We start from the raw sequence: 14194 nt of genomic DNA on the forward strand, positions 1-14194 counted from the left end.
GCATAAACCGTAACCGGTGTCCGTGATTACTTGACCAGTTCAGCTTGCCCGCGATGAACGATAACGCGGTGGATCGGGAATTCTCGTTCTCATGTGGGAGCCGAGCTTGCTCGCGATAAACGATGACGCGGTATGCCTGCCAGACCGCGCCGCCCTTATCGCGGGCAAGCACCGCTCCCACAGGGAGATACGGGCACCTGTTGGAGCGAGGCTTGCCCGCGAGGAACGATGACGCGGTGGATCGGGAATTCTCGTTCTAATGTGGGAGCCGAGCTTGCTCGCGATAAACGATAACGCGGTCTGCCTGCCAGACAGCGCCGCCCTTATCGCGGGCAAGCACCGTTCCCACAGGGAGATACGGGCACCTGTTGGAGCGAGGCTTGCCCGCGAAGAACGATAACGCGGTGAATCGGGAATTCTCGTTCTCATGTGGGAGCCGAGCTTGCTCGCGATGAACGATGACGCGGTCTGCCTGCCAGACCGCGCCGCCCTTCTCGCGGGCAAGCACCGCTCCCACAGGGAGATACGGGCACCTGTTGGAGCGAGGCTTGCCCGCGAAGAACGATAACGCGGTGGATCGGGAATTCTCGTTCTCATGTGGGAGCCGAGCTTGCTCGCGATGAACGATGACGCGGTCTGCCTGCCAGACAGCGCCGCCCTTATCGCGGGCAAGCACCGTTCCCACAGGGAGATACGGGCACCTGTTGGAGCGAGGCTTGCCCGCGAAGAACGATGACGCGGTGCGGCTGACCTACCGCAGCGCGATATCAATCCAGCTGGAAGCGCGCTGTGTTGTCGCTCAGTGCACGGCTGCCTTTGCTCAGGGTGTCGGCGGCCTGGTTCACCGCGCGGGCACCGTCAAGCAGACGTCCCGCGGCCTGGTCGACCTGCTGGATATTCCCGCTGACTTCGTCGGCTGTACTGGCTTGTTCTTCCACGGCTGTGGATATCTGCACCAGGGTATCGGTAACGCCCTGAACCGCGCTGGCGATTTCCACCAGTCGCAGACCCAGATCAGTGACCGATTGGGCATCATTGACCGCCTGCCCACATGCCGATTCCATCAAGCCAACTGCCTGGCTCACCGTGGAGCGCAAGCTGTCGACTGTACTCGCGATCTCGGCTGTAGACGTCTGGGTTCGCTGCGAGAGGCTGCGCACCTCGTCGGCCACGACCGCAAAACCACGGCCTTGTTCGCCAGCGCGTGCGGCCTCGATGGCTGCGTTCAGCGCCAGCAGGTTGGTCTGTTCGGCAATACCGCGAATCGCGTCCACCACCGACTGAATCTGCTGCCCCTGCTCACTGACGCGGCCCAGCGCAGCAGCGGTGTCAGTCAACCGCTGGTTGAGCTGCTGAATGCTGTCAGTCGTGCGCTGGCTGTCGCGGCTACTTTCCTCGGCGATTTTGCGCGTCTGGCGAGCGCTGTCTGACGCCTGTTCACAACTTTTCGCCACGCCTTGAGAAGTGGCAGCCAATTGAGTCGCCGCCGCCGCAATCTGACTGATCTGGTACTGCTGCTCTTCAACTTCGTTCAGCGTACCGCTGGACTGAGCATTGAGGGTCAGCACTGCGCTACCCAGTTGCTTGGTTTCGTGATTGACCCCAAGCAGGCTGGTGCGCAACTGCACCACGGCAGCGTTTAGCGCAGCACTGATGATCGCTAGCTCGTCGCGACCATGCACCGCGACCTGAACGCAAAGATTGCCGTCCCGCAGGGACTCGGCCAGCGTGGTGATACCGCTGGCACTGCGGCGGATCGATGCTTGCAGACAGGCGAACAGATAGAGGGCGGCCAGCAACAGCAGCCCAAAACAAATGCCGATGGGGATGAACTGCATGTTGGATTTGTCGTGGTAATACTCCAGACGCGTATCCAACGAAAGCAACGACAGGTTACGCAGCTCCGCCAAACCAGTGAGCAAGGCGTCGACACTGCGCTCAAATGCTGGAGCATCGAGTTTGATGCTGCCGCCAAACACGCCGTCATCGAGCACCTTCAACTCAGTGTCGAGGCGTTGCATGTTGGCCTCGTAGCTTTGCGCCCAAGGCTTCAATTCTGAGGGCAGCTTGGCCTGTAAGGATGCACCGGCCTTGAGCATTTGATCCTGAGCGTCGCCGATACGGCTGCGCAGGTCGCGCATCTGCAAGCGACTTTGCAGGCTGAATTGCCCAGTGACCACGGACGTCTGACCGACACTGGCCATGCGGCCGATACGCTCGATCAGATCCGGGATTTGCTGGGTGGAAATCTGCATCAACAAATAGGTTTCCAGCCATGGATCGAGGATCAGACCGCTGTCCATGGCGATCTGTTCACGTAGCGCTTGCAGATTACCGAGGATATTAGTGAAACGATCGTAGCCATCAGGCCACCAGCCCACGGTGCGCAACGAAGCGATATCCATGCCGGTGACAGATGCTTTCAGGGTTTCATAACGCTTGAGGGTATCGGCGCTGGCTTTTTCGCTATTGAGGGTGGCGCCCAGCGATTCCAGAGATTGAGCAATCCGTGGATTGGCCGCATCCATCGCGTCCATCGCGGCCTTGGCGGCTGGCGTTGGGGTCTTGAGAATATCGGACGCTTTCCAGCGCGCCGCGTTATCGCGCTGATGGGAAAGTTCGCCATCGAGGACATCAAGCGCCATTAACTGACGTACCCCGGCACGCTCACCCGAAATCAAAGCCAGCTTGCTGCGATAGTCCTGCCCGATCATCCACAGACTGCCCACTAGCGGCAGCATGAACAGAAGAAACAGCACCTGAAACTTGCGCGCAAAACCGAAACGGCTGAGCAGACGCATACCCGGCGATAAAAGACTGTACATGTCCGACCACTCCCCTGGACATCCTGCAGGCTGGCAGAGAGCCGCAGCAGGTGTCTTTCCTATCATTACCGGCAAAATGCCATGTTATTGTTTCAATGGTAATAGCCATTCAAGCATTTTGGCTTCGAACCGACGTGCAGCACACCTCGAATCCTGCCGTTGCGCGCAACCAAGCAATATTTGGACCGTTCTGTAAAGGCTCTGGAATAAGGGGCAAAAATCAAAAAACTGTCAATCTGCCCTGACGTGGGGCGAAACCACACAAATGGGTGTAACGGTTAATCGTGGAACACTGCTACCAAACGCACCACGCTGGTGCGACCGCAACCTCCACCCTAAGCAATTGATCACACGCAGAAATTTTTCAGAACAAGGGTTGACACATATCCCTTATCCGCGAATAATGCGCGCCACTTGGCTACATAGCTCAGTTGGTTAGAGCATAGCATTCATAATGCTGGGGTCCGGGGTTCAAGTCCCTGTGTAGCCACCAAGTACCTGCTTCATGACATCCTTGATGCTCGTGAAGCAACAAGAAGCCCGCCTAGTGCGGGCTTTCTTGTTTCTGGCTGTATAGCCTTGTATCCGTGTATACCCCATCGCCGTGTATCCCGGCTTGTATCCTTCGCGAGAAATTGAACGGAAGGGATAGATTGCTGAACGCCAAAAAGCCCGCCTCTGCAGGCGGGCTTCGGGCAGTCAGTCTGATCAGGCTTGGCGTGCAGCCAGGGCCGAGTAGCTGTTCATCAGGTTGCGATAGTTCGGAATGCGCTGGGACAATAGATTGCCCAGGCCTTCGATGTCGTTGCGCCAGTCGCGTTGCAGTTCACAGGCCACCGAGAACCAGTTCATCATCTGCGCGCCAGCCTGGGTCATGCGGTTCCAGGCTGCCTGTTGCACAGCTGTATTGAACGTACCTGACGAGTCTGTCACCACAAACACATCAAACCCTTCAGCCAACGCCGACAAAGTCGGGAACGCTACGCACACATCCGTCACCACACCGGCGATGATCAGTTGCTTGCGGCCAGTGGCCTTGATGGCTTTGACGAAATCCTCGTTGTCCCAGGCGTTGATCTGACCGGGGCGGGCGATGTACGGCGCGTCCGGGAACATCTCTTTCAGCTCTGGAACCAGCGGGCCATTCGGGCCTTGTTCGAAACTGGTGGTGAGGATGGTCGGTAGATCGAAAAATTTAGCCACGTCAGCCAGCGCCAGGACGTTGTTCTTGAACTCGTTGGGGCTGAAGTCTTGCACCAGGGAAATCAGACCTGTCTGGTGGTCGATCATCAGGACTACGGCGTCGTCTTTGTTCAGGCGGTTGTAGGTGGCGTTAGTCATGGTGGAATCCTTTTTCGAAGTGGGTTTAGAAGCTGTCGTTCAACTTGGGGCTAGATTAACGATCCACTTGAAGGGGATAAATCGGCTGAAACGGGTTTAACTGTCAACCAGGACAGGACAGTGGATGCGGCTTCTGAGAGAGACTCTATGTGTGCCTGCAACTTTCTCTGCGCCTGAACTGACGTCATCGCGAGCAAGCTCGGCGCCTACAGGGATCCGGTTTTTTCAGGGGCGCCGCGTTAGCGTTTATCGCGGCGAGCGCGCTCCCACAGGCCGCTTTTGTCTCCCTGCAACCGCCCGACCGTTCGCCGGATTTCTCCTTCCCGCCTTTCAGCTCCCCGCGCATTAGCCGATAGCCAAGGGTCGGCATAGCGCCGATCAAACATCAGATAAAAAACTTGGCATGGACCGGAGCGTCGGCAAGGAGAGCCAATGAAATGGACAGTGCTGTTGTTAGGGATGGTAACGATGTCGGCGTTTGCGCAGGAAGAAATCACCATTCGCGTTCCCAACGATCCGAACGCGAAACACGTTCTGGTGCATAAAAGCGGCAAGCCCACTCACCGCGTGATCATCACCAAACGCATCGGGCTGACAGGCGAGCTGTATACCAAGCGCAGTTACAACTGCGAAAAGCGGACGGTCCGAATGATCGGTGCCGGTCACACCCTGGAAATCCTCGAAAAACAGATTGATGACTGGCCGGAAAATGCCGTAATCAGCCGTTCGGTTGCCGAAGATATCGGGATGTTGGCGTGTTCTGAGGTTTAGATCCTAACTTGGTGACTGCGGTAATTTTCTGTAGGAGCTTGCCCGCGATAGCGTCGTGTGAGCGAAAAATCTATACCTGATCGGACGCTATCGCGGGCAAGCGCGCTCCTACAAAGGGAAGGTATTTCAACACGGATTTTACGGCTTCGGCCTGCGCGGGCGGGACACAACTGACTCAATGTTCTTGCGCCCGATCAGCTTGGGCGCTTCGCGCTCTTCCACCGCCAGCCATTTGTACATCACCAGGCAGTCCACCAAGCCCAACCGCGCATGCTGGTAAGCACGCGGCAGACGGCCGACCACTTCAAAGCCCAGCTTCTGCCAGAGCGCTACCGCCGCTTCGTTGGTCGACACCACCGAGTTGAACTGCATGGCCAGAAACCCGCTGTCCCGGGCCAGCCGCTGGGAATGCTCACACATTAAACGCGCAACACCCCGCCCGCGCGCCGCTTCGCTGACCATATAGCCGCAGTTGCAAACATGGCTGCCGGGCCCTGCGGCGTTGGCTTTGAGGTAATAACTACCGAGCAACTCGCCGTCTTCCTCCGCAATAAGGGTGTGCGCCGGGTATTCCAGCCAGAGATGCAGGGCTTGTTCCTGGGTCATCTGCGGGTCATAGGCGTACGTCTCCCGCGCGGCGACAACCGCATGAAAGGTCGGCCAGAAGCGCTTGAAGTCTTCGGCAGTCATGGGGCGAATAGTGATCATGGGACAGCCTTGAAATAGGTTTGATGGACCAAGTTTCAGGCTTGTGCGGCCATGTGCCAAGCCGGTATTTCAGGGTGTGCTTATTTTGTTTCTTTGCGATATTCAGATGCTAGCCGCTCACCCAGGCTGGCCGCGTCCGGCAAGACATCCTCCGGCATGGCGTGCAGGGTTTTCTGCGTCAGGCGCATCTGCCCGATGAAGCGTCGGCAATCGGCGCAAAAAATAAAATGATTCCACATCATCGACCGCTGCCGAAAATTCAGCTGTTTATCAAGAAAATCACTTGAGAGGGCGACTTGTTCCTTGCAGGTCAGCATGTTCCGGTTTCCTCAAAATGCTCCAGGGTCGCAAATACCTTCAAACGGGCCCGATGCAGGAGAACCCGTACATTGGTCATTGATATCTCCAGCAACGTGGAGATCTCCTCCAGTTCCAGGCCCTGGCGCTCGCGAAGCAGCAGAACACTACTTTGAAGTTCCGAGAGACCATGCAAGGTGTGATTGAGGCATTCGCGCAGCTCATTCTCAATCAGCAACGCTTCAGGGGTATCGTGATGCCAGGTTACCGGCGCTGACGACCAATGGCCGCTGACCGGCGAAAAGCGCTCGTCACCGACAGTGCCGTGAGGGCCGGGCAAATCCTCAAGGGAAAGTTCACGGCGATTCTGCTTGTAACGGGTTTTGGCCTGGTTGGCCGTGATCGTCAGCAGCCAGGTCTTGAGGCTGGAGCGACCCTGAAAGCTCGACAGATTGCGCACAACCGAAAGCCAGGCGTCCTGCACAACATCGTCACAGCTGCCCGAACCAACAATGGCATAGGCAACCATGTGCATGGCGCTCTGATAGGTCGCGACAAGTTGCGTATAGGCCTGAGCCTCGCCAGCCAGAAGTCGCTGAATAAGTCGCGCATCGTCATTCATGTGCGTACCGCTCTATGGATCGCGAAAGTGGGCGGTACATTACCGCTAAGCCTGAATCCATGAATGTAGGATTTTTCCCAAAAAGCGACTCTGATCCCATACATCGCTCTCTGTAAAATCTACTGAAGCCAAATTGGGGACACAACATGAACCGCATCGACCTTCCCACCCTGTACAGAGGCTACATCGCCTGCCTGAACGGGCAAAACTGGGCGCAGCTCGGGGAATTCGTCCATGAGGAGGTTCACTACAATGACCGGCGCATTGGTCTGTCGGGGTATCGCGGGATGCTGGAAAACGATTACCGGCAGATTCCGGACCTGCAGTTCCGTATCCAGCTGCTAGTCGCCAATTCAGATCTTGTCGCCAGCCGTCTGGAATTTGATTGCACGCCTGGGGGGATTTTTCTCGGCTTGCCGGTGAACGGTAGAAAGGTCCGATTTACCGAAAACGTTTTCTACCGGTTCAAGGATGGCAAGATCGAGCAGGTGTGGTCGGTGATCGACAAGGCGGCCATCGAATCTCAACTTTGATTTGACGTAATCCATGTAGGAGCTGCCGCAGGCTGCGAAGAACGATAACGCGGCGTATCTGATAAACCGAGACGCCTGCATCGCGGGCAAGCACCGCTCCCACAGTTACGGTGATCCCCGTGGGAGCGAGCTTGCTCGCGAAGAACGATAACGCGGCGTATCTGATAAACCGAGGCGCCTGCATCGCGCGGGCACGCAGCCCCTACAATCCAGGACGGCTCAAAAACCCTCAAGCACAATCTTGCCCCGCGCCTTGCCGCTTTCGATCACGGCATGGGCGCGGCGCATGTTTTCGGCGTTGATGGTGCCGAAGTGCTCACCCAGTGTGGTCTTCAAAACGCCTTCATCAATCAGCGATGCAACCCGATTGAGCAGTTCGTGTTGCTTGATCATGTCCGGGGTTTCGAACAGTGAGCGGGTGAACATCAGTTCCCAGTGCAGAGACAAGGCCTTGCGTTTCATGGGCATGACGTCGAGGTTTTTTGGATCATCGATCAGCGCCAGTCGGCCTTGGGGACGCAGCGCTTCGATGAGCTGTGCAAAGTGGCTGTCGGTGTGGGTCAGGCTGGCAACATGAGTGACTTGCCCGACGCCGATCTGCTCCAGTTGCGCCACCAGAGGCTGGCTGTGATCAATGACGTGATGAGCCCCCAGCTCCTTGACCCATTCCTGGGTCTCAGGACGCGATGCGGTACCGATCACGGTCATTTTGGTCAGCTGACGAGCCAACTGGACAAGGATCGAACCGACGCCGCCCGCCGCGCCAACAACCAAAAGACTCTCACCTTCACCGCCGCCTTCCGGCACGCCAAGGCGATCAAAGAGCAGCTCCCAGGCGGTAATCGACGTCAAAGGCAGCGCCGCCGCATGGGCGTTATCCAGAGACTTCGGTTTATGACCGACGATGCGCTCGTCTACCAGGTGAAACTCGCTGTAACTGCCCGGACGCACGATGGAGCCGGCATAGAATACTTCGTCGCCCGGCTGAAACAGTGTCACATCGGCGCCCACTTCACGAACGACGCCCACCGCATCCCAGCCGACGACCTTGGGCTCGGTTGCTGCTGAACCGGCGCGGATCTTGGTGTCCACCGGATTGACCGAAACGGCCCGTACTTCCACCAGCAAATCACGCGGGCCGGGCGTCGGCTTGGGCAGGTCCATATCCATCAAGGCATTCGGATCTTCGATGGGCAAACCGTGTTGGGTAAAAGCGATGGCTTTCATGTGGGTTCCTCGCGTAAGCACTCATCAAAAAGAGCGTAATGATTAAAAATCAGGCGTCCATCCTCACCTTCTCTACAACAAAGAAAAACCCCTAAACTAGCTCAACACTTTCACAGCTGGAGTGAAGATGATTCGTCTGGGAGATCTCGAACTTTTCGTGCGGACCGCCGCACTGGGCAGTTTTTCCAACGCAGCCCGGGAAGTTGACCTGCTGCCGGGACAAGTGGCGGCAGCGATACAGCGCCTCGAGCGCGAGCTGGATAGTCGGCTGTTTGCCCGCTCGACTCGCAGCTTGCGCCTCACCACTGAGGGCCAACAGTATTTGCCTGTCGCGCAAACCGTGCTCGATGCGTTGAAGGATGGCCAGGAAAAGCTCAGACGAGAAAACGCCGAGCTCAGCGGCACTCTGCAAGTCGCGGCATCCTCCGATCTGGGCCGCAACGTGCTGCTACCGTGGCTATCGGCTTTTCGTCGCGAGCATCCCGCCTTGAGCCTGCGATTCTTTTTGTCTGATCAGGTGGCCGATATGTTTCGCGATCCTGTAGACGTGGCCATCCGCTATGGCGTGATCGAAGACGCCAACTACATTGCCCTACCCTTGGCCCCCTGGAATCGCCGGGTGCTGGTGGCATCGCCGGATTATCTGGCCAGCCACGGTCGGCCTCAGGTGCCGGATGATCTGCAGCAACATGACTGCGTGCTTTACACCCTGAGTGGACGGATCTATGACAAATGGCAAATCGGCGCGCGGACGATAACCGTCTCCGGCCCGCTGTTTTGCGATGATGCCGACGTGGCCCGGCGCTGGGCAGTCGCAGGAGAAGGGATTACCTATAAATCCTGGCTCGATGTCAGCGCCGACCTCAAGGCTGGCCGCCTGGAACTGCTGCTGCCGGATTATCCGGGCGAACCCTTGCCCCTGAACTTCGTCTGCCCGCACCGCAAACAATTCTCGGCGCCCACTCAGCAATTGCATTCCATGCTGCGCCAGCGGTTCGCAGAGATGGAAAGCGAACTGCCGAAGCTGCTGGGATCCTGCTAGCCTGCGGGCCTCGCTGACCTCAAATGAGGAACACCTTCATGTTGGATATCCGAGTCATGACCCTGTCGGATTACGATGCGGTTCTGCAACTCATGCGCGATACACCGGGTATTTCTCTGCGCGATGCGGACTCTCGTGATTCGACAGAGCGATATCTACAACGCAACCCGGATCTGAGCTTCATTGCCGAGGTCAACGGCGTGCTGTGCGGCTGCATCATGTCCGGGCATGACGGTCGCCGAGGTTATCTGCAGCACTTGCTGGTGTTGCCCGAGTATCGGCGGCAGGGCATCGCCAATGCGTTGGTCGAACGCTGTGTTTCAAGTCTTGAAGCGCTCGGCATCCACAAGTGCCACCTGGACGTGTTCAAGACCAACACCACCGCAGCCCGCTATTGGCAGAGCCAAGGCTGGAAGTTGCGCGATGATACTGATCGGTATTCGTTTACCCGTGTCGGGAATGAGGGTGCGTAAAAAGCGGTTCTCAGCCCTGGCACAAACCTTTGGAGACCTCGGACCTTGGGGAGCGAGTTCATTCGCGAGGCGTCCAGCCGATATGCATCAGTGTCTGGAACGACGCTTTCGCGAATGAATTCGCTCCCACAGGTGAAACCGCGTCAGCGCGACGCTGACAGGTTGAAAGCCCCACGTCAGACAGATGCGTTACCATCTGCGGCTGTCTTGTCAGAGTTACTTGCCGGATGTCTTTTCCCATCTCGCCGTCAGCCGAAAACCTGCCCCCGGTCCTTGCCGGTCCAATCCTGCGCCGCCTTGAACCGGGCCGGCTGGTGCTGTGGCTGGCGGGGACGAAACCATTGGCGCTGACGCTGCGCCTGAGCGTCGCGGGCGAGTCAGATTCCCGGGATATCCTGCTGGATGGACAGCAATGCCAAGTGGTTGAGGTGGGTCGTCACGCCTTCATCCACCTGATCGACGTGCCGCTCGATAACGCCCTGCCTTGCGATACCCCCGTTGCCTATGACCTGCTGATCGACGGCCAGCAGGGCATCGCTGACTGGGCAGCGCATTTGCTCTACGCCGACCGGCAATTACCGGATTTCGTACTGCGCAGCACCATCGACCAGTTGCTCCACGGCTCATGCCGTAAACCCCATCATCCCGCCGAAGACGGTTTGCTGTGCGCGGACCGCCTGCTCGCGGGCAACCCTGCCCCAGAGCAGCGCCCGGCTTTGCTGATGATGAGCGGCGATCAGGTCTATGCCGACGATGTGGCCGGGCCGATGTTGCGGGCCATTCATGCGCTGATTGAACGCCTTGGGCTTTTCCATGAGCGACTGGACGGTGCCGTGGTCGGCGACAGCGCAGCCCTCTACGATCACCCCGCCAGCTACTACAACCGCGCCGACCTGTTACCGGCACTGAAAAGCAACGAAACCCTGCGTGAGCGGTTTTTCGGGGGCACGCGCAAGCCGATCTTCACCAGCAACAGCGCGGATAACCACCTGGTAACTCTGGCGGAAGTGATCGCCATGTATTTGCTGGTCTGGTCACCGGTGCCATGGACGTTGATCGCGCCGACGCCTCCGGTTTTCGAAGCGGGCGAACAGCCCCGTTATCAGCAGGAACAGCACCTCATCGATGCATTCGTTGCCGGGCTGGGGGGCGTCGCACGAGTCTTCGCCCACCTGCCCTGCCTGATGATCTTCGACGATCACGACGTGACCGATGACTGGAACCTATCGGCCAAGTGGGAGCAAACCGCCTACGGCCACCCGTTTTCCAAGCGCATCATCGGCAACGCGCTGGTGGCTTATCTGCTGTGTCAGGGTTGGGGCAATAATCCCGATGCCTTTCCCGATTTGCTGGAGCAGACGCAGCAGCTGACCCGCCAAACCACTGACGGCTATCTGCAAAGCGAAGCACTGGATGGCCTGATCGACACCTTGCTGAAGTTCCAGCAGTGGCATTACGTGTTGCCGACCACCCCGGCACTGGTGGTGCTCGACACCCGCACCCGTCGCTGGCGCAGCGAGTTCAACCTGCATCAGCCATCGGGCCTGCTGGATTGGGAAGCGCTCAGCGAATTGCAACACGATCTATTGGATCATCCTTCAGCGATCATCGTGTCACCCGCCCCGGTATTCGGCGTGAAGCTGATCGAAACCGTGCAAAAAATATTCAGCTGGTGCGGCCACCCATTGCTGGTGGACGCCGAAAACTGGATGGCTCACAGGGGCGCGGCGCAAGTGATCCTCAACATCTTTCGCCATTCACGTACGCCGGGTAATTACGTGATCCTGTCGGGCGATGTGCACTACTCGTTTGTCTACAAGATCCTGATCCGCAACCGGGGCGATAACCCGCACATCTGGCAGATCACCAGCAGCGGCCTGAAAAACGAGTTTCCCCAGCGCTTGCTGGACTGGTTTGACCGTCTCAACCGCTGGCTGTATTCGCCCCGCTCACCCCTCAACTGGTTTACCAAGCGCCGCTTGATGCGCGTTGTGCCGCGTATTCCGGAGCACAGCAAAGCAGGTGAACGGCTCTGGAACTCTGCGGGCGTGGGCCAGGTTTTTTTCGACAGTAATGGCCAGCCCACCGAGATTTACCAGCTAAACGCCAACGGACGCGAGCCGACACGATTTGTTGAGCCGGATCCTGCGGCGTAGGGCGGCTTGTGGGATCTGCTTGTTGCACCGGCTCGTGGGGGGGCTCGTGGGACCGGCTTTAGCCGGGAAGAGGCCGACATATCCACTGCATCTCTATCTGCAGAACTGCCGCCTTCCCGGCTAAAGCCGGTCCCACGGGAAGCGCTACAGGCTGAATGCCTTGGTCAGCGCGGCGCGACCTTTGGGCGTCACGGTCAAGGCTCTGGAGTCGAGCTGCCGGGTCACCCAACCGCGACCGAGCATCAACTCCAGCAGGGCGGCACCCAACGCACCACCGATATGCGGCGACCGCTCGCTCCAGTCCATGCATGGGTAAGCCAGACGTCTGCGTTGCGCTCTGAGGGTGTCAACCTCCACCCCCAGTTGAACCATGGATTGCACGCCTGTTTCGGTGATCGCGTAATCGCTGCCCTGCTGCTGAATCCAGCCTGCCGCCAACAACACATCGTGAAGCCTGACCGCGATCTCACCTGCGCAATGGTCGTAACAGGTCCTGGCATGCCTGAGCGCGCTCGGTGTGCTGGGCTGAAACGGTGCCAGGCGTCGATCCGAGATCGAGAGCAGCGACTCCAGTGCTCGCGCTACTCGGCCATTGGCCAGCCGATAATATCGATGCCGACCCTGCACCAGTTGCTCAACCAGCCCGTGTTCGCGCAGCCGGGAAAAATGGTTGCTGGCCATGGATGCCGTGACATCGGCCACTGCGGCCAGTTCGGTAGCGGTGCGTGCGCGACCATCAAGCAAGCTGCACAACATGCGTGAACGCGCCGGATCAGCGATAGCACCGGCGACCTCGGCGAGGGAAACCTCGGCACATTCGACATCCATAGTTCAGCCATCCCTGAAGCGTCGTGTTGGAGGGCCATCATACTGAAGCTCAACGCACATTAAGGGAATGAGTCATGAAGCAAGCGGGTTTCTTCGGCCAAAAAGTTGTGGCGGCGACTTTTGTGATGGCGGTTTTTGGTTGGGGAATCGGCTTTTACGGCCCACCGATTTTCCTCTATGGGGTTCTGCAGCGTACCGGCTGGTCCGTATCGCTGTGCTCGGCAGCCGTGACCCTGCACTTTCTGGCGGGCACTATGGTCATCGTCAACTTGCCGCGACTCTATAAGCGCTTCGGGCTGAGCCGCGTCACCTTGGCGGGGGCGACAGTCCTCACGTTCGGTGTGTACGGCTGGGCGGTGGCTGATCAGCCTTATCAGCTATTTATAGCCGCCATGCTCAGTGGTTTAGGCTGGGTGACCCTGGGTGCGGCAGCGGTCAATGCGGCCATCGCACCATGGTTCGTCAGTAAGCGCCCCGCCGCACTGGCCATGGCTTATAACGGTGCCAGCATTGGTGGGGTGATTTTTTCATCGGCCTGGGTTTACTTGATCAATCAGTTTGGTTTTGCTCATGCAGCACTGCTGGTGGGTGGCGTGTCGGTCGGCGTGATCGCGGTGCTGTCGTTCAAGGTCTTCGCCTTGCGTCCGGAGCACCTTGGGCAATACCCAGATGGCGCCAATCAGCCGCCCGCCGAGACTATTATCGCGACTGCTGCCCCTTCGACTGCTCTCTGGCGCAATCGTCAATTCATAACCTTGGCAGCCGGAATGTCACTGGGCCTGTTTGCCCAGATCGGTTTGATTACCCATCTGTTTCTGTTGATCGTGCAGCACCTCACTGAATCACAAGCGGGTCTGGCGATGGGTCTGGCAACGGCCAGCGCCATCGTCGGGCGAACCCTGGTTGGCGCTCTGATGCCGGTTAACGCAAACCGGCGCCACGTGGCGTGCCTGAGTTACGGCGTGCAGCTGCTGGGCTGCCTGGTGATGCTGGGCGTTGGCCAGTGGCCGGGGCTGGTGTGGCTGGGAGTGATGCTGTTTGGCGCAGGTATCGGCAACGCGACCTCGTTGCCGCCACTGATCGCTCAAGCAGAATTCCCTCGCCAGCAAACCCAACGGGTGGTGGCGCTGATCGTCGCCACGGCGCAAGGCTGCTATGCATTTGCACCGGCTGTTTTTGGGGTGGTGAAGTCGTTCAGCGGGGGGATAGCGATTTTCACACTGGCTGCGCTGATTCAAGGACTGGCGATTGTTGTGATGTTGGTGGGAAGAATGCGGACTTCTGAATTGGAATGATTTTCGTGAGCTCACGAGCACCGCGAGGCAGCGATAGCGGTTCAGGGGTATCCGGCCATCATTCGTTCAATCGATA

At 58.3% G+C, this 14194-nt stretch carries 13 protein-coding genes and 1 tRNA gene; 7 read left to right on the forward strand and 7 right to left on the reverse strand.

Features of this window, described 5'->3' with window-relative positions; genetic code table 11:
- Window positions 1-767 precede the first annotated feature (767 nt).
- Complete coding sequence (locus tag IV01_RS07050) at window positions 768-2891, reverse strand: methyl-accepting chemotaxis protein (RefSeq protein WP_418903547.1); 2124 nt, start codon at window positions 2889-2891, stop codon at window positions 768-770.
- 350 nt (window positions 2892-3241) lie between these two features.
- On the opposite strand from IV01_RS07050, the gene IV01_RS07045 reads away from it, so the two are divergent.
- Window positions 3242-3318: transfer RNA gene (locus IV01_RS07045), tRNA-Met, on the forward strand.
- A gap of 215 nt (window positions 3319-3533) precedes the next feature.
- Here the strand turns inward: IV01_RS07045 and ycaC are convergent.
- Window positions 3534-4166, reverse strand: a complete 633-nt coding sequence (gene ycaC, locus IV01_RS07040) for an isochorismate family cysteine hydrolase YcaC (RefSeq protein ID WP_032630243.1) — start codon at window positions 4164-4166, stop codon at window positions 3534-3536.
- 432 nt (window positions 4167-4598) lie between these two features.
- On the opposite strand from ycaC, the gene IV01_RS0125350 reads away from it, so the two are divergent.
- The gene (locus IV01_RS0125350) at window positions 4599-4937 is read left to right on the forward strand and encodes a hypothetical protein (protein ID WP_050507828.1); all 339 of its coding nucleotides are present in this window, start codon (window positions 4599-4601) and stop codon (window positions 4935-4937) included.
- 138 nt (window positions 4938-5075) lie between these two features.
- Here the strand turns inward: IV01_RS0125350 and IV01_RS07035 are convergent, their stop codons facing one another.
- The 3 genes from IV01_RS07035 to IV01_RS07025 all read right to left on the reverse strand — a co-directional run bounded on the left by IV01_RS07035 (window position 5076) and on the right by IV01_RS07025 (window position 6564).
- Window positions 5076-5645 (reverse strand): GNAT family N-acetyltransferase, encoded by a 570-nt coding sequence (locus IV01_RS07035; protein ID WP_032630244.1) that lies wholly within the window; start codon window positions 5643-5645, stop codon window positions 5076-5078.
- Between the two features lie 80 nt (window positions 5646-5725).
- On the reverse strand, window positions 5726-5962 hold the full coding sequence (locus IV01_RS07030) for a hypothetical protein (RefSeq protein ID WP_032630245.1): 237 nt from the start codon (window positions 5960-5962) through the stop codon (window positions 5726-5728).
- Entirely contained in the window at window positions 5956-6564 is a 609-nt protein-coding gene (locus IV01_RS07025) for an RNA polymerase sigma factor (protein ID WP_032630246.1), read from the reverse strand. Before IV01_RS07025 ends, IV01_RS07030 begins: the two co-directional genes overlap by 7 nt.
- A gap of 146 nt (window positions 6565-6710) precedes the next feature.
- On the opposite strand from IV01_RS07025, the gene IV01_RS0125355 reads away from it, so the two are divergent.
- On the forward strand, window positions 6711-7097 hold the full coding sequence (locus IV01_RS0125355) for an ester cyclase (RefSeq protein WP_032630247.1): 387 nt from the start codon (window positions 6711-6713) through the stop codon (window positions 7095-7097).
- 219 nt (window positions 7098-7316) lie between these two features.
- Here IV01_RS0125355 and IV01_RS07020 read toward each other — a convergent pair whose 3' ends face one another.
- On the reverse strand, window positions 7317-8324 hold the full coding sequence (locus IV01_RS07020) for a zinc-binding alcohol dehydrogenase family protein (protein ID WP_032630248.1): 1008 nt from the start codon (window positions 8322-8324) through the stop codon (window positions 7317-7319).
- 127 nt (window positions 8325-8451) lie between these two features.
- On the opposite strand from IV01_RS07020, the gene IV01_RS07015 reads away from it, so the two are divergent.
- The 3 genes from IV01_RS07015 to IV01_RS07005 all read left to right on the forward strand — a co-directional run bounded on the left by IV01_RS07015 (window position 8452) and on the right by IV01_RS07005 (window position 11995).
- Entirely contained in the window at window positions 8452-9366 is a 915-nt protein-coding gene (locus IV01_RS07015) for a LysR family transcriptional regulator (RefSeq protein WP_032630249.1), read from the forward strand.
- A 38-nt stretch (window positions 9367-9404) separates the two neighbouring features.
- Window positions 9405-9839, forward strand: coding sequence for a GNAT family N-acetyltransferase (locus IV01_RS07010; protein WP_032630251.1), 435 nt, complete (start codon window positions 9405-9407; stop codon window positions 9837-9839).
- 227 nt (window positions 9840-10066) lie between these two features.
- Window positions 10067-11995, forward strand: coding sequence for an isoleucyl-tRNA synthetase (locus tag IV01_RS07005; protein ID WP_032630252.1), 1929 nt, complete (start codon window positions 10067-10069; stop codon window positions 11993-11995).
- 144 nt (window positions 11996-12139) lie between these two features.
- Here IV01_RS07005 and IV01_RS07000 read toward each other — a convergent pair whose 3' ends face one another.
- Window positions 12140-12823 (reverse strand): ArsR/SmtB family transcription factor, encoded by a 684-nt coding sequence (locus IV01_RS07000; protein ID WP_032630253.1) that lies wholly within the window; start codon window positions 12821-12823, stop codon window positions 12140-12142.
- 74 nt (window positions 12824-12897) lie between these two features.
- Here IV01_RS07000 and IV01_RS06995 point away from each other — a divergent pair, with 74 nt between their 5' ends.
- Window positions 12898-14118: an MFS transporter gene (locus IV01_RS06995; protein ID WP_032630255.1), complete on the forward strand. Its 1221-nt coding sequence runs from the start codon at window positions 12898-12900 to the stop codon at window positions 14116-14118.
- Window positions 14119-14194: the final 76 nt, after the last annotated feature.

It is taken from the genome of Pseudomonas syringae (genome assembly GCF_000737245.1).
Lineage (GTDB): Bacteria > Pseudomonadota > Gammaproteobacteria > Pseudomonadales > Pseudomonadaceae > Aquipseudomonas > Aquipseudomonas syringae_J.

Excerpts from the sequence above, each read along its gene's own strand:
- IV01_RS07020 (WP_032630248.1), bottom strand. The coding sequence starts at position 8,324 with ATGAAAGCCATCGCTTTTACCCAACACGGTTTGCCCATCGAAGATCCG.
- IV01_RS07010 (WP_032630251.1), top strand. The coding sequence starts at position 9,405 with ATGTTGGATATCCGAGTCATGACCCTGTCGGATTACGATGCGGTTCTG.
- IV01_RS0125350 (WP_050507828.1), top strand. The coding sequence starts at position 4,599 with ATGAAATGGACAGTGCTGTTGTTAGGGATGGTAACGATGTCGGCGTTT.
- IV01_RS0125355 (WP_032630247.1), top strand. The coding sequence starts at position 6,711 with ATGAACCGCATCGACCTTCCCACCCTGTACAGAGGCTACATCGCCTGC.
- ycaC (WP_032630243.1), bottom strand. The coding sequence starts at position 4,166 with ATGACTAACGCCACCTACAACCGCCTGAACAAAGACGACGCCGTAGTC.
- IV01_RS07005 (WP_032630252.1), top strand. The coding sequence starts at position 10,067 with ATGTCTTTTCCCATCTCGCCGTCAGCCGAAAACCTGCCCCCGGTCCTT.
- IV01_RS07025 (WP_032630246.1), bottom strand. The coding sequence starts at position 6,564 with ATGAATGACGATGCGCGACTTATTCAGCGACTTCTGGCTGGCGAGGCT.
- IV01_RS07050 (WP_418903547.1), bottom strand. The coding sequence starts at position 2,891 with ATGATAGGAAAGACACCTGCTGCGGCTCTCTGCCAGCCTGCAGGATGT.
- IV01_RS07000 (WP_032630253.1), bottom strand. The coding sequence starts at position 12,823 with ATGGATGTCGAATGTGCCGAGGTTTCCCTCGCCGAGGTCGCCGGTGCT.
- IV01_RS07035 (WP_032630244.1), bottom strand. The coding sequence starts at position 5,645 with ATGATCACTATTCGCCCCATGACTGCCGAAGACTTCAAGCGCTTCTGG.
- IV01_RS06995 (WP_032630255.1), top strand. The coding sequence starts at position 12,898 with ATGAAGCAAGCGGGTTTCTTCGGCCAAAAAGTTGTGGCGGCGACTTTT.
- IV01_RS07030 (WP_032630245.1), bottom strand. The coding sequence starts at position 5,962 with ATGCTGACCTGCAAGGAACAAGTCGCCCTCTCAAGTGATTTTCTTGAT.
- IV01_RS07015 (WP_032630249.1), top strand. The coding sequence starts at position 8,452 with ATGATTCGTCTGGGAGATCTCGAACTTTTCGTGCGGACCGCCGCACTG.